This window comes from Stenotrophomonas sp. YJH_SMC_19, assembly GCF_059367915.1.
Genome location: NZ_JCAFRI010000018.1, coordinates 83,456 through 96,189, shown reverse-complemented (window position 1 = coordinate 96,189; position 12,734 = coordinate 83,456). Strand labels below are relative to the sequence as shown.

Sequence of the window (12,734 nt, the reverse complement as noted above, 5' to 3'; positions counted from 1 at the left end):
GCTGGTCCCTGCCTAAGGCCAGCCAGGGCGCAAGACCAAAGGCTGCCGGCCAGCGGCCGGCACTACCGTGCCCGTCTCATGGAGGGGCCAAGTCCCTCCATCAACACAGTTGCTACACGGACGTACTTGCGGCGTCCCCGCCCGGCCCCACCCCTCCGGCCCAGCCGATAAACCGCATTTCGCGACCCACCCACGAGGGGCTGCGCCGTTCGCGGGAACTTACTTCGCCGGCGACATCCACATGTCGATGACCGCGCTGAACACCTCCGTCCCCGCGCGGTCGCGCACACTCACCGTCACCGGCAGTGCATAGCCCTCGGCAGCGGCCACGATCGGCTGGGCCGGCAATGTCACCGCCTGCAGCGTGCCCTGTGCCTTGGCCAGGTACTGCACCTGCATCCCCTTCGGAATCCAGCGCATGCCCTTCGGCAGCGAGGCGTCGACCATCAGCCCGGCGGTCAGTTCGGCCAGGTTGCACATCGCGATCGCGTGCACCGTGCCGATGTGGTTGCGCACCCTGCGGCGGTCGGCCAGCGTGCCTTCGCAGCGGCCGTGTTCCAGGCGGGTGATGCGCGGCGCGATGCTGGCGAAGTAGGGCGCCTTGAAGCAGACCGCGCGCGAGAACAGCCAGGTGCCGGCAGGCCAGCGTTGCAGCCGGTGGTAGAGCGAGAGCAGAGGCGTGGACATGGTCGATGTTCCGGTCGTCGGATAGAGCGACGGCGGGCCGAGGCCCGCCGTCGAAGGCAACGCGTATCGCGGGCGATCAGGCGGCCTGCGAATGCGGATCCTTGTGCTGGCGGTCGTAGTAGCTGGCCGCCCGCAGTTCGTGGGTGTCGAAGTCGTCCACGGTGATCGTATCCAGGGTCAGCGTGCGCAGCTCTTCCAGCAGGCTGCGCTCGTCCTGGGTGATCACGCCCTCGGCCACGGCTTCGTCCAGCTGGCTCTTGAAGTCCAGCGCCTCGATGCCCTTGCTCTTCAGCGCCTTCAGGAACTTGCGTTCCACCGGCTCGGCCATGATCGCCTTGCTCAGGTAGCTGTTGATGCGGCCACCCGGGTTGTTCTCGCACGGGGTCAGGAACACGCCACTGGCCAGGCGGTCGCGGGCTTCGTTCGGCGCCATCAGCAGGGCGGCGACGCGGCGGCTCAGGCGGTCGCCCGGGGCCTCGGCACGACGGCCCAGCGGGAAGATCAGCGCCCACATCAGCCAGCCGATCGGACGGATCGGGAAGTTGCGCAGGGCCGCCGACAGCGATTCCTCGATCTTGTGCACGCTGTCATGGAAGGCCCAGGCCAGCAGCGGCTGGTCGGCCTGCGGTGCGCCCTCGTCGTGGTAGCGCTTGAGCATGGCGCTGGTCATGTAGACGTGGCTCAGCACGTCGCCCAGGCGGCCGGACAGCGATTCCTTGAACTTCAGCTTGCCGCCGAGGGTCATCATCGAGATGTCGGCCATCAGCGCCAGGTTGGCCGAGTAACGGTCCAGCTTGCGGAAGTAGCGGCGGGTGTAGGCGTCACCCGGGGCGGCACCGAAGCGTGCCCCGGTCAGGCCGAACCAGAACGAACGCACGGCATTGGAGATGCCATAGCGGATGTGGCCGAACAGGCTGCGGTCGAAGTCCTGCAGGCCGGCACGGGTATCCGGATCCTGCGCGGCCTTCATTTCCTTCAGTACCCATGGGTGGCAGAGGATCGCACCCTGGCCGAAGATCAGCAGGCTGCGGGTCATGATGTTGGCGCCTTCCACGGTGATCGCGATCGGCGCGGCCTGCCAGCTGCGGCCGGCGAAGTTGCGCGGCCCCAGGATGATGCCCTTGCCGCCGATCACGTCCATCATGTCCGAGATCACTTCGCGGCTCATGGTGGTGCAGTGGTACTTGGCGATCGCCGACGGTACCGACGGCACGTCACCACGGTCGACTGCAGCAGCGGTGGCCTGCGACAGCGCGCTGATCTTGTACGCCTTGCCGCCGATGCGGGCCAGCGCTTCTTCCACGCCTTCGAAGCGGCCGACCGACAGACCGAACTGCTTGCGGATGCGTGCATAGGCGCCGGTCACGGCGGCACCGGCCTTGGCACCGCCGCTGGCGGTGGACGGCAGGGTGATCGAACGGCCCACGGCCAGGCACTCGTTGAGCATGTTCCAGCCCTTGCCGGCCATGGCCGCGCCACCGATCAGCTGGGTCAGCGGAATGAACACGTCCTTGCCGCGGATCGGGCCGTTCTGGAACGTCGAGTTCAGCGGGAAGTGGCGACGGCCGATTTCAACGCCGGCGGTGTCGCGCGGCAGCAGGCCCAGGGTGATGCCGATGTCGCGGGTGTCGCCGATCAGGCCATCCGGGTCGTACATGCGGAAGGCCAGGCCGATCAGCGAAGCGACCGGGGCCAGGGTGATGTAACGCTTGTCGAAGGTCAGCTTGACGCCGAGCACCTGCTCGCCGTTCCACTCGCCCCTGCAGACGATGCCGTAGTCCGGAATCGAGGTGGCGTCGGAGCCGGCGAACGGACCGGTCAGGCCGAAGCAGGGCACTTCGCGGCCATCGGCCAGGCGCGGCAGGTACTGGTCCTTCTGTTCCTGGGTGCCGTAATGCACCAGCAGTTCACCCGGGCCCAGCGAGTTGGGCACACCGACGGTGGAGCTGACCACCGAGGACACCGAGGCCAGCTTCTGGATCACCTTGTGGTGGGCCAGCGCAGAGAAGCCCAGGCCGCCATATTCCTTCGGGATGATCATGCCGAAGAACTTGTTCTTCTTGATGAAGGCCCACAGCTCCGGCGGCAGGTCAGCGTGGACGTGGGTGATTTCCCAGTCGTTGACCATCGTGCACAGCTCTTCGACCGGGCCATCGAGGAAGGCCTGTTCTTCGGCGGTCAGCTGCGGCTTGGGGTAATTGAGCAGGATGTTCCAGTCCGGATCACCGGTGAACAGTTCGCCCTCGAAGCCAACCGAGCCGGTTTCCAGCGCGATGCGCTCGGTCTGCGACAGCGGCGGCAGCACCTTGCGGAACACCTTCATCATCGGGCCGGTCAGCAGCGGCTTGCGGATGAACGGCAGCAGCAGCGGCACGGCGATGACGGCCAATATGGCGGCAGCCACGATCGTGGCGGTCTGGTTGACGTAGGGAATGAACCAGCAGGCGACCAGCAGGGCCACGCTGATCAGCGTCCAGGTAACCAGCCGCATGCGGTGGTAGGCGACGAACGCGCCTGCCAGCAGCAGGGCGAGGAAGGGAAGAACGATGCTCATGAGCGTGCTCCGGTGACGTGCTCGTTTGTGGCGGACGAAGCTGCAGCATCCGCTGCGGGCAACACGTCCAGATAGTCCAACACAGTAGCGGTAAAGGCGTCGTTGTCATCGCCGGCGACCATGTGCGTGGCCTGCGGCAGCTGTACATGACGCGCGTGCGGCGCCAACGCCAGGAATTCGGCCACGGTCTGTGGCGTGACCAGGTCGCTTCGGCCGCCGCTGACCAGCAGCAGCGGGCACTTCACCTGGCGTGCGGCCTCGGCCAGTGCATCCTGGTGCTGCTCGCTGTCGCGCGCCAGTTCGGCCACCAGGCGCGGGTCCCAGTGCCAACGCCAGCGGCCGTGGCCGTCCTCGCGCAGCAGTGCGCGCAGCGACTGCTCGGATTTGCGCGGACGGTGCGGCATGTAGGCCGAGATCACATCGGCGGCCTGGGTGAGCGAGGCAAAGCCGTCGGGATGGGCGGTCATGAAGGCCAGAATGCGTTCAACACCGGCGGTATCCCAACGCGGGGTGATGTCCACCAGCACCATCGCCGAGAACAGGCCCGGCCAGCGCGATTCGGCCAGCAGGCCGAACAGGCCGCCCATCGAGGCTGCGACCAGCACCGGCGGGCGTGGCTGTTCCCCGGCCAGCACGATCAGGTCATCAGCGAACTGCTCGCCGTGATAGGGCAGTTCGGCAGAATTCCAGTCCGAATCGCCGTGGCCACGGGCGTCGTAGGCCAGCGTCTGCAGCCCCGCCGCAGACAGGGCCCGCGCGGTGGCGTTCCATGCGTGCCGGGTCTGGCCGAAGCCGTGCGCGAACAACACGCGGCCACGGCGGCCGTGGTCGCTGGCGGTTGCGGCCAGGCGTGCGCCATGGGCGGCCTCCAGGCGAAGATCATGGAACGCAGCGGGAGTAGGGGACGTAACCATACTTGCTAGTATGGATCGCTTGTGAGGGAAGTCAATACTGCACGGTATGGTGCGCTGCGGCAGGTGCCCAGGCGGGCGTCGCGACGGTTTCGGCCGCAACCGCGTACTGCAACGAACCCCGGCGTATGGTTAAATCAGCCCATGAATCAACCTGACGCTTCCGCCGGCGAACCGCGCGCCGGCCGCAACAGCCGCCTGAGTGCCGAAGACTGGGCCCAGGCCGCTCTCGATCTGATTGCTGAACAAGGTGTGGGGGCCGTCGCGGTGGAACCGTTGGCGCGGCGCCTGGGTGTGACCAAGGGCAGTTTCTACTGGCACTTCCCCTCGCGTGATGCACTGCTGCAGGCGGCGCTGGAACGCTGGGAACTGTTCGAACAGGAACAGGTGTTCGGCAGCCTGGAGGACGTGCCGGATCCGCGCGTGCGCCTGCGCCAGCTGTTCCAGATGGTCGCGCACGAAGTGCAGCCGCACATCATCTACAGCGAACTGCTGAAGGCGCTGGACCACCCGATGGTGCGCCCGGTGATCGACCGCGTTTCGCAGCGCCGGCTCGACTATTTGGTTGCTTCGTTCCGCCAGGCCGGGCTCAGCTCCACCGATGCACGGCATCGCGCGCGCCTGGCCTATGCCGCCTACGTCGGCTTCCTGCAGCTGTCGCTGCAGCTGCAGCAACCCAAGCAGGCCCGCGAGGATTTCGAGGCCTATGTCGAGCATCTGATCGAGACGCTCATTCCCAGCTGAATGGGAGAATGGCGCCCTGCAAGTGCCGAATGCGCCTTGCAGGCGACCTCAATGCGCCAACGTATGTCGTGGTGAGGCTGGTTTCACGCGATTTGGGCATTTTCTTAACGACTCTTTAATTCCAGATCAAGTGTGGCTACTATCGGGTCACCAGCCGTTTTTTGTGCCTCCCTTTTGGGGCACGTCGGTTGGACTCAGCACACAACCCAAGATCCATGGAGAGAGAGCCCATGAAGTTGAACAGCAACAAGCTGCGCGATGCAGTGTGCGTTGCGCTGGCCGCCAGCGCCGCATCCGTTGCCGGTACCGGGGTGGCGTCTGCCCAGACCGCCACCAACCTGGACCGCATCGAAGTCACCGGTTCGCGCATCCGTACCGTCGACGTCGAAACCGCCCAGCCGGTCCTGACCCTCAACCGCGCTGACATCGAGAAGCAGGGCTTCTCGTCGGTCGCTGACATCCTGCAGAACATCAGCGCCGTGGGTACGCCGCCGATCAGCCGTGCCCAGCCGCTGTCCTCGGGCGAAGCCGTCGGCGGCACCTACATCAGCCTGCGTGACCTGGGCGCCACCCGCACCCTGGTGCTGCTCAACGGCAAGCGCCTGGGCATCACCACCGGTGGCCTGCAGGACATCTCGACCGTGCCGGTCTCGGCCATCGAGCGCATCGAAGTGCTGAAGGACGGCGCTTCGTCGATCTACGGTTCCGATGCCATCGCCGGCGTCATCAACATCATCACCCGTACCAACTTCGAAGGCGCCACCGGCAGCGTCTACTACGGCCAGTACAGTGAAGGCGACGGTGCCACCCGCACCATGGACTTCACCATGGGCGTGAAGGGTGAGCGCGGTTCGCTGACCATCGGTGCCGAGTACGCCAAGGAAGACAAGGTGCGGGCGGCCGATCGTCCGTACGGTGCGTTCCCGCGCAGCTCCAACCACCCGGACTTCGGCTGGACCACCGTCGGTGAGTTCGGCGGTTTCGTCAGCCGTCCGGCCGATGGCCTGCCGGGCGTCACCTATCCGGCCGCCAGCGCATCCAACCCGAACCGCGAAGTGCGCGTGATCCTGCGTGAGGGTGGCAACGCGAACAACAAGGCCGACTACGTCGCGCAGAACGTCAACAGCTTCTCCACCAAGGACAAGACCAACACCAACCTGCAGACCGACCTGCGTACCCCGCAGGAACGCCGTGCAGTGTTCGTCGATGGCATCTACGACCTGACCGACAACGTGCGCCTGCGCACCAACATGCTGTACAGCTTCCGCGATTCGAACCGCCAGATCGCCGGCTACCCGTACGGCGCACTGGCCTTCGGTTCGCCGATTTCGGCCAGCAGTGCGTTCAATCCGCTGGGTGCTGACATCGCCAACTGGTGGCGTCGTACTTCGGAAGTGCCGCGCAACACCCGCGCCGAGCTGACCACCTTCCGCTTCAGCGGCGGCCTGGAAGGCAGCTTCGAGTTCTCCGACCGCCTGTTCGACTGGGATGTCGGCTACCTGTACAACAACAACAAGCTGGTCCAGACCAGCACCGGCGACCTCAACCTGACCGCGCTGCGTGCGGCGGTGGGTCCGTCCTTCATCAACAGCAGCGGCGTGGCGCAGTGCGGTACCGTGGCCAACCCGATCGGGCTGAACCAGTGCGTGCCGTACAACCCGTTCCTGCACGCCGGCATCCAGAGCAACGGCGCCAACGGCGCATTGACCGGCAACACCGCCCTGCAGAACCTGCTGTTCCCGTCCGCGCACTCCACCGCCGAGACCACCACCAAGGTCATCACCGCCAACCTGGCCGGCAGCCTGTTCACCCTGCCTGCCGGCGACCTGGGCTTCGCCGTGGGTGTCGAGCACCGCAAGGAAACCGGCAGCTTCAGCCCGGACGCGCTGGTGCAGTCGGGCAACACCTCCGGCCTGGCCAACTTCCCCACCGGTGGTGGCTACAAGGTTGACGAAGTCTATGCCGAGTTCAACGTGCCGATCCTGGCCGACCTGCCGGGCGCCCGCGAGCTGAGCCTCAACGCGGCCACCCGCCATTCGGACTACGACACCTTCGGCACCACGCTGAACAGCAAGTTCGGCTTCAAGTGGAAGCCGATCGACTCGCTGCTCATCCGCGGTACCTGGGCGGAAGGCTTCCGTGCCCCGACCATCGCCGACCTGTACAGCGGCGGTTCGCAGTCGTTCGACTTCTTCACCGATCCGTGCGATTCGATCTACGGTGCGGCGCGCACCAATCCTGCGGTGCGTGCCCGTTGCGCCGCCGCACTGCCGGCCGGCGTAAATGCAGCCAACTTCCGCCAGCAGCAGCAGGGCTTCACTCCGACCACCGCTGCATCGTCGCAGACCCCGCTGGCCTTCGTCTCCGGCTCCAACGACCAGCTGACCCCGGAAACCTCGACGTCCAAGACCCTGGGCTTCGTCTGGAGCCCGGGTTTCATCCAGAACTTCAACATGTCGCTGGACTGGTGGGAAATCCGCGTCGAGAACACCATCATCTCGGACACGGCCAACCTGATCCTCAACGACTGCTACATCAACGACATCGCGGCACGCTGCTCGGCGTTCACGCGTGACCCGGTGACCGGCATCGTCAACAACCTCAAGCGCACCGGCATCAACGCCGGTTACCGCGAGGTGGAAGGCTTCGACCTGGATGTCAGCTACCGCCTGCCGACCGATCGTTTCGGCAACTTCAGCGCGCAGTGGACCAGCACCTACACCTCGCGTGATGACCTGGTCACCACCAAGAACCCGGTCACCCACCCGAATCCCCGCACCGGCGTGGGCTGGGCGGGCGGCGCCTTCCGCGTGCGTTCGAACCTGAACCTGGGTTGGGAAATGGGTGACTTCGGCGCCAGCTGGACCGTCCGTTACTTCTCCGGCATGAAGGAATCGTGCCTGAGTGCCGTGACGTTCCCGGAAGAGTGCAACCTGCCGAACTACGCTTCGCCGAACAACCAGGGCGTGGCGGTGGGCAGCGCGACCAACCAGCGTGGCGCGACCGTATTCAACGACGTCCAGCTGCGCTGGAACGCACCGTGGAATGCGACCGTGGCCGTGGGTGCCAACAACGTGTTCGGCCGCGTGGGCCCGACCATGTACAGCCAGCCGAGCGCGAACGTCTCCTACTACGGTGGCTTCGACATCGGTCGCTTCCTGTACATGAAGTACACCCAGCGCTTCTGATCGCGGCGTAATATGTACGTGTGACATGGCCACGCCCCGAAAGGGGCGTGGCTTTTTTCATGGGGCAGCCAGGCTTGATGGCGCAGGCCTTTGCGCAGCCGTGCTGGACCAGGCCGCGCACAGGCGCTTGCGCATCGCCGCGTGGTGGCGGCGAGGTGTCATTACGGGGATGGGCGAAGGGAGCGCGCGCGGAAACGTCGCGGTGAGGCAGCAGGGAGCTTACAGGTCCTGCTCGTAGCGCACGTACGGCACGGTGCCGTCGTCGTTGCTTTCGTTGCGTGGCGAGAACGGATTCTTGCCGCGGCTGATCACGTTCTCGGCGCCCACGGTGAGCTGGCCGGACCATGGCGTGCGCCAGGTCAGGCCGATACCCAGGCCTTCCCACTTGCCGGGCTTGCCGGGCACGTCGATGACGCGGCCGATGATGCTGCCGGTGAAATTGCCGTAGCCGGCGCCGATGCTCAGGCTCTTGCTGTCCCAGCGGTCGGCAATGGCCGGCGAGGCGTCGGCCAGCGGTACCAGGCGGGCCTTGGCGTAGGTGCCGGCGATGGACACGAAGCCTTCGCGGCCGATGTTCTTCTGCGCGAACACGGTCAGGTCATTCTGCTCGGCGCGCAGCGAAGGGGTCTTGTTCGGGCCTGCCAGCCATGCCGGCAGGGTTTCACGGCCGGTGCCGGCGGTGATGCCGAGGCGGCTGCTGCCACGGTTCAATGCGGCGGTGCCGGTGAAACGCCGGCTGTTGAGGTCGTCCTCGTCGCCGAGGCTGGCCAGCATGCAGTGGCTGGCCAGGCCGCTCATGCTGGTCCCGCTGCTGCTGCAGAGCAGGCCCAGCGAATCGCCGGAGGACAGGCCAAAGGCCGCATCCAGCGAGTTGCGGCCGAAATGCCAACGCGCCCCGGCCGCCTGCTCACCGGTCGGCTCCAGGTACAGCAGGGCCTCGACCTTGCCGCTGCCCTTGTTCCATACCGGCAGCACGGTGCGGGTGTCCTTGCTCTGCGCATGCACGCCCGTGATCGCGCCAAGGGCGATCATCATGGCCAGCGGTAGACGCAGGAAGGTACGCATCGGACCAGTTCAGACAGGGACGGACAACGGAAGTTCCCGTGGGGACGGGAACTTGATCCTAGGGTGTTTATGAATTCTTAACAAGCCTTGATCCTCCCCAGGTACAAGACTGCCGTTCATTGAAGCCGTTCAGGCGCCGGTACAGCCCCCTGGGCGCCGTGGAACAGTATGCCGAACTCCGTCAATGGAAAGTGATACTCACGCCCGCAGAATTCGCAACGGACCTCGACGGCGCCGGTGTCTGCAGCCGCTGCACGGGCCTCCTCCTCACCCAGCGACTGCAGCATCGCCGCCACCCGCTCGCGGGAACAGGAGCAGGCAAAGGACAGCGGCTTTTCGCCCATCAACGCCGGCTTCTCTTCGTGGAACAGGCGGTGCAGCAGCTGCTCGGCCGGGGTGGCCAGCAGTTCAGCCTTGCCCAGGGTCTCGAACAGGGCGCTGGCGCGCGCCCAGCCGTCCTCGTCGCCCTCGTCGCCCGGCAGCTTCTGCAGCAGCAGGCCGGCGGCACCATTGCGGTCGGCCGCCAGCAGCAGGCGGGTCGGCAGCTGCTCGGACTGGCGGAAGTAGTCCTCGAAGGCCTCGTCCAGTTCCGGTGCGGTCAGTCCGACCAGGCTCTGGTAGCGCTGGGGTTCACGCGGGTCCAGGCCGGGGTTCTCGATGGTGATGGCGAGGATCGCGTCATCGCCCAGGCTGGACAGGTCGCGCGGCGCGTCGCCGCCTTCGCTGAGCTGGGCGATACCGCGCAGGGTGCCGGCGGCGGTGCATTCGGCGAACAGGGTGCGCAGGGCAGTGCTGCTGCGCAGCTGGATCGACAGGCGTCCATCGATCTTGGTATGGCCGGTGAACAGCGCCGAGGCCACGCAGGCCTCGCCGAGCAGTTCGGCGGCGGTATCCGGGTACTCGGCGTGGGACAGGATCTCCTGCCAGGTAGCCTGCAGGCGCACGTGGACGCCGCGGACGCCGGCGTCGGGGAGCAGGAAGCGGATCAGGGAATCGGAGTTGGCGGTCATCGGCTCACATCGCGCGTAAACGGGGGCAGTTGCCGGATAATGCGCCGACAACCAGATAGAAGAAGGATGCACCAGTAATGGGGGCAGGGGGAGAGCAGCACAAGGTGGAAGCTGTCGTAGAAGGCCCGCACCGCAGGCGCTGGCGTTGGAAACGGCTGCTGTGGCTGCCGGTGCTGCTGGCTGCTTTCAGCTGCCTGCAGGTCCTGGTGCTGCGGTTCATCGACCCGCCCGTGTCCATGGTGATGCTGTGGCGCTATGGCGAGGCGCTGGGCGAGGCCGATTGGTCCTATCGCCTGCATTACCAGTGGCGCGACCTTGACCAGATGGCGCCGAGCCTGCCGATTTCGCTGGTGGCCGCCGAGGACCAGCGTTTTCCCGACCACAACGGCTTCGATCTGCAGGCCATCGAGAAGGCCCGCGACCATAATGCCAAGGGCGGGCGACTGCGTGGCGCCAGCACGATCAGCCAGCAGGTGGCCAAGAACCTGTTCCTCTGGCAGGGCCGCAGCTGGATCCGCAAGGGGCTGGAGGTCTGGTACACCGTGCTGATCGAAGCGCTGTGGCCAAAGGAGCGCATCCTGGAGATGTACGCCAACATCGCCGAGTTCGGTGATGGCGTGTACGGAGCTCAGGCGGCGGCGCAGAAGTTCTGGGGCAAGGACGCGGCCAGGTTGAGCCCGGCCGATAGCGCGCGGTTGGCGGCGGTGCTGCCGGCACCGCGGCGCTACAACGCCGCAAAGCCAGGGCCGTACGTGCAGCGGCGCGCCGCCTGGATCCAGCGCCAGGCACGGCAGCTGGGCGGGGCCGCGTACCTTTCGGAAGAGTGAGCGCGCGCCGCCTGATCTACGGCCGGCGGCAACGTACAATCCGGGCATGACCCGCGAACGGCTCACTTTCGTCATCGCCGCCTACAACGAGGCCCTGGCACTGCCGTTGCTGCATCCGCGGTTGTGCGCGGTGCTCGACGCGCTGCCCGACATCGACGGCCACATTCTGTACGTGGACGACGGCAGCCATGACGGGACCTGGGAGGTGATCGCCCGCCTGGCCCAATCCGACGCGCGGGTCTCCGCGCTGAAGCTGTCGCGCAATTTCGGCAAGGAAGCCGCACTGACCGCTGGCCTGGACCTGGTGCGCGAAGGGGCGGCGATGATCCTGGATGCCGATGGCCAGGACCCGCCGGAGATTGTGCCGCAGTTCGTCGCGCGCTGGCGCGAGGGCCATGACAACGTCTATGGCACGCGCCTGGCGCGCGATGGCGAGGCCTGGATCAAGCGTGCCACGGCGGCGATCTTCTACCGCGTGATGGGGCGCCTTTCGCGTACGCCGATCCCGGCCGATACCGGGGATTTCCGCCTGCTGTCACCACGCGCGCTGAGTGCGCTGCGCGAGATGCGTGAGCGCCATCGTTTCATGAAGGGGCTTTTCAGCTGGGTGGGTTTCAAGCGCGTGGCGGTGCCCTATCACCGCCACGCACGCGTGGCCGGCACCAGCAAGTTCAGCCTGTGGCGGCTGTGGAACTTCGCCCTGGAAGGCATTACCGGGTTCTCGACCGTGCCTCTGCGCGCGGCGACCTACCTGGGGCTGGCAACCGCGGCGGTGGCCTTCGTGTTCGGCATGTGGGTGATCGTCAAGGCCGCGCTGTACGGCGACCGGGTGGCGGGCTGGCCGACGATGATGGCGGTGATCCTGTTCCTGGGCGGGGTGCAGTTGATCGCGCTGGGCCTGATCGGTGAGTACCTGGGGCGCCTGTACGAAGAGTCCAAGCAGCGGCCGTTGTACCTGGTTGACGCGTGGCTAGCATCCGCCGTGGCAGACTCGGCCCTGCAACCCACCCTCGGAGGGCAGGCAGATGACCACGGTACGGCAACTGTTGGACGGCAAGTCTCCTGAAGTACATGCGGTCGCGCCGGATGCGGCGGTGATCGATGCGATCCGGTTGATGGCGGAAAAGGGCATTGGCGCGGTCCTGGTGATGGACGGGCCACGGTTGGTCGGGATCCTTTCGGAGCGCGATTACGCGCGCAAGATCGTGTTGCGTGATCGTTCTTCGCGCGATACGGCGGTGGCCGAGATCATGACGACGCAGGTGGTGACGGTGTCGCCGGGCGAACAGGTGGAGCATTGCCTGCAGCTGGTGACCGACTACCGCATCCGCCACCTGCCGGTGGTGGAGGGCGCGCAGGTGCTGGGGGTGATTTCCATTGGCGACCTGGTGAAGTCGGTGATCGATGCGCAGCGCTGGGAGCTGGATCAGCTGCAGCAGTACATCGTGGCGGGATGAGTTTTTCGCTGGCGGGCCTGCGGCCCGCCGGCCCGCTTTTCGAAGCTCAAAGCCAAAGTCAAAGCCAAAGCTAAAGCCAAAGCCAAAGCCAAAGCAGCGCCTTCCTGATACGTTGGGAGGCGGAGGGTGCGGCTGGGCAGGGTCCTCCGCCTCTGGACACGTTCCCGCGAGCGCGGTGCGTTTCAGTGCCGATCCCCCGCTCCTGGTAGATGCCAACCTTGGTTGGCAACAGCTTTTGACTTTGCTTTTTTTTTGACTTTGAATTTCGCTCTCGTTCCGCGCGCGCAGGAA

The 12,734-nt window shown here is 66.1% G+C and carries 10 protein-coding genes; 5 read left to right on the top strand and 5 right to left on the bottom strand.

Translation table 11 applies throughout. The annotated features are described in order from the left end of the window. Positions 1-219: 219 nt before the first annotated feature. The 3 genes from AC5P5R_RS17025 to AC5P5R_RS17015 form a co-directional block, all read right to left on the bottom strand. Positions 220-687, bottom strand: a complete 468-nt coding sequence (locus AC5P5R_RS17025) for a hotdog fold domain-containing protein (protein ID WP_100438343.1) — start codon at positions 685-687, stop codon at positions 220-222. A 76-nt stretch (positions 688-763) separates the two neighbouring features. Beyond that, positions 764-3,241, bottom strand: coding sequence for an acyl-CoA dehydrogenase (locus AC5P5R_RS17020; RefSeq protein ID WP_024956326.1), 2,478 nt, complete (start codon positions 3,239-3,241; stop codon positions 764-766). Continuing rightward, positions 3,238-4,155, bottom strand: a complete 918-nt coding sequence (locus AC5P5R_RS17015) for an alpha/beta fold hydrolase (RefSeq protein WP_005410691.1) — start codon at positions 4,153-4,155, stop codon at positions 3,238-3,240. Before AC5P5R_RS17015 ends, AC5P5R_RS17020 begins: the two co-directional genes overlap by 4 nt. A 141-nt stretch (positions 4,156-4,296) precedes the next feature. Here AC5P5R_RS17015 and AC5P5R_RS17010 point away from each other — a divergent pair, with 141 nt between their 5' ends. Together AC5P5R_RS17010 and AC5P5R_RS17005 are read left to right on the top strand one after the other, a co-directional pair. Next, entirely contained in the window at positions 4,297-4,896 is a 600-nt protein-coding gene (locus tag AC5P5R_RS17010) for a TetR/AcrR family transcriptional regulator (RefSeq protein ID WP_005410690.1), read from the top strand. Between the two features lie 230 nt (positions 4,897-5,126). Continuing rightward, a complete protein-coding gene (locus AC5P5R_RS17005; RefSeq protein WP_100438342.1) occupies positions 5,127-8,084 on the top strand; it encodes a TonB-dependent receptor domain-containing protein in 2,958 nt (985 codons plus the stop codon). A gap of 219 nt (positions 8,085-8,303) precedes the next feature. Here AC5P5R_RS17005 and AC5P5R_RS17000 read toward each other — a convergent pair whose 3' ends face one another. Continuing rightward, the gene (locus AC5P5R_RS17000; protein ID WP_024956328.1) at positions 8,304-9,116 is read right to left on the bottom strand and encodes an XOO1806 family protein; all 813 of its coding nucleotides are present in this window, start codon (positions 9,114-9,116) and stop codon (positions 8,304-8,306) included. 149 nt (positions 9,117-9,265) lie between these two features. Further along, on the bottom strand, positions 9,266-10,159 hold the full coding sequence (gene hslO / locus AC5P5R_RS16995; RefSeq protein ID WP_005414237.1) for an Hsp33 family molecular chaperone HslO: 894 nt from the start codon (positions 10,157-10,159) through the stop codon (positions 9,266-9,268). A gap of 77 nt (positions 10,160-10,236) precedes the next feature. Here hslO and mtgA point away from each other — a divergent pair, with 77 nt between their 5' ends. The 3 genes from mtgA to AC5P5R_RS16980 are packed head-to-tail and all read left to right on the top strand — an operon-like array spanning position 10,237 to position 12,443. Next, positions 10,237-10,986, top strand: a complete 750-nt coding sequence (mtgA, locus tag AC5P5R_RS16990) for a monofunctional biosynthetic peptidoglycan transglycosylase (RefSeq protein WP_049395372.1) — start codon at positions 10,237-10,239, stop codon at positions 10,984-10,986. 46 nt (positions 10,987-11,032) lie between these two features. Continuing rightward, positions 11,033-12,052: a glycosyltransferase family 2 protein gene (locus tag AC5P5R_RS16985; protein ID WP_012481027.1), complete on the top strand. Its 1,020-nt coding sequence runs from the start codon at positions 11,033-11,035 to the stop codon at positions 12,050-12,052. Further along, the gene (locus tag AC5P5R_RS16980; protein WP_100438341.1) at positions 12,012-12,443 is read left to right on the top strand and encodes a CBS domain-containing protein; all 432 of its coding nucleotides are present in this window, start codon (positions 12,012-12,014) and stop codon (positions 12,441-12,443) included. Before AC5P5R_RS16985 ends, AC5P5R_RS16980 begins: the two co-directional genes overlap by 41 nt. Positions 12,444-12,734: the final 291 nt, after the last annotated feature.

Excerpts from the sequence above, each read along its gene's own strand:
- AC5P5R_RS17025 (WP_100438343.1), bottom strand. The coding sequence starts at position 687 with ATGTCCACGCCTCTGCTCTCGCTCTACCACCGGCTGCAACGCTGGCCT.
- AC5P5R_RS17020 (WP_024956326.1), bottom strand. The coding sequence starts at position 3,241 with ATGAGCATCGTTCTTCCCTTCCTCGCCCTGCTGCTGGCAGGCGCGTTC.
- AC5P5R_RS17015 (WP_005410691.1), bottom strand. The coding sequence starts at position 4,155 with ATGGTTACGTCCCCTACTCCCGCTGCGTTCCATGATCTTCGCCTGGAG.
- AC5P5R_RS17010 (WP_005410690.1), top strand. The coding sequence starts at position 4,297 with ATGAATCAACCTGACGCTTCCGCCGGCGAACCGCGCGCCGGCCGCAAC.
- AC5P5R_RS17005 (WP_100438342.1), top strand. The coding sequence starts at position 5,127 with ATGAAGTTGAACAGCAACAAGCTGCGCGATGCAGTGTGCGTTGCGCTG.
- AC5P5R_RS17000 (WP_024956328.1), bottom strand. The coding sequence starts at position 9,116 with ATGATCGCCCTTGGCGCGATCACGGGCGTGCATGCGCAGAGCAAGGAC.
- hslO (WP_005414237.1), bottom strand. The coding sequence starts at position 10,159 with ATGACCGCCAACTCCGATTCCCTGATCCGCTTCCTGCTCCCCGACGCC.
- mtgA (WP_049395372.1), top strand. The coding sequence starts at position 10,237 with ATGGGGGCAGGGGGAGAGCAGCACAAGGTGGAAGCTGTCGTAGAAGGC.
- AC5P5R_RS16985 (WP_012481027.1), top strand. The coding sequence starts at position 11,033 with ATGACCCGCGAACGGCTCACTTTCGTCATCGCCGCCTACAACGAGGCC.
- AC5P5R_RS16980 (WP_100438341.1), top strand. The coding sequence starts at position 12,012 with ATGACCACGGTACGGCAACTGTTGGACGGCAAGTCTCCTGAAGTACAT.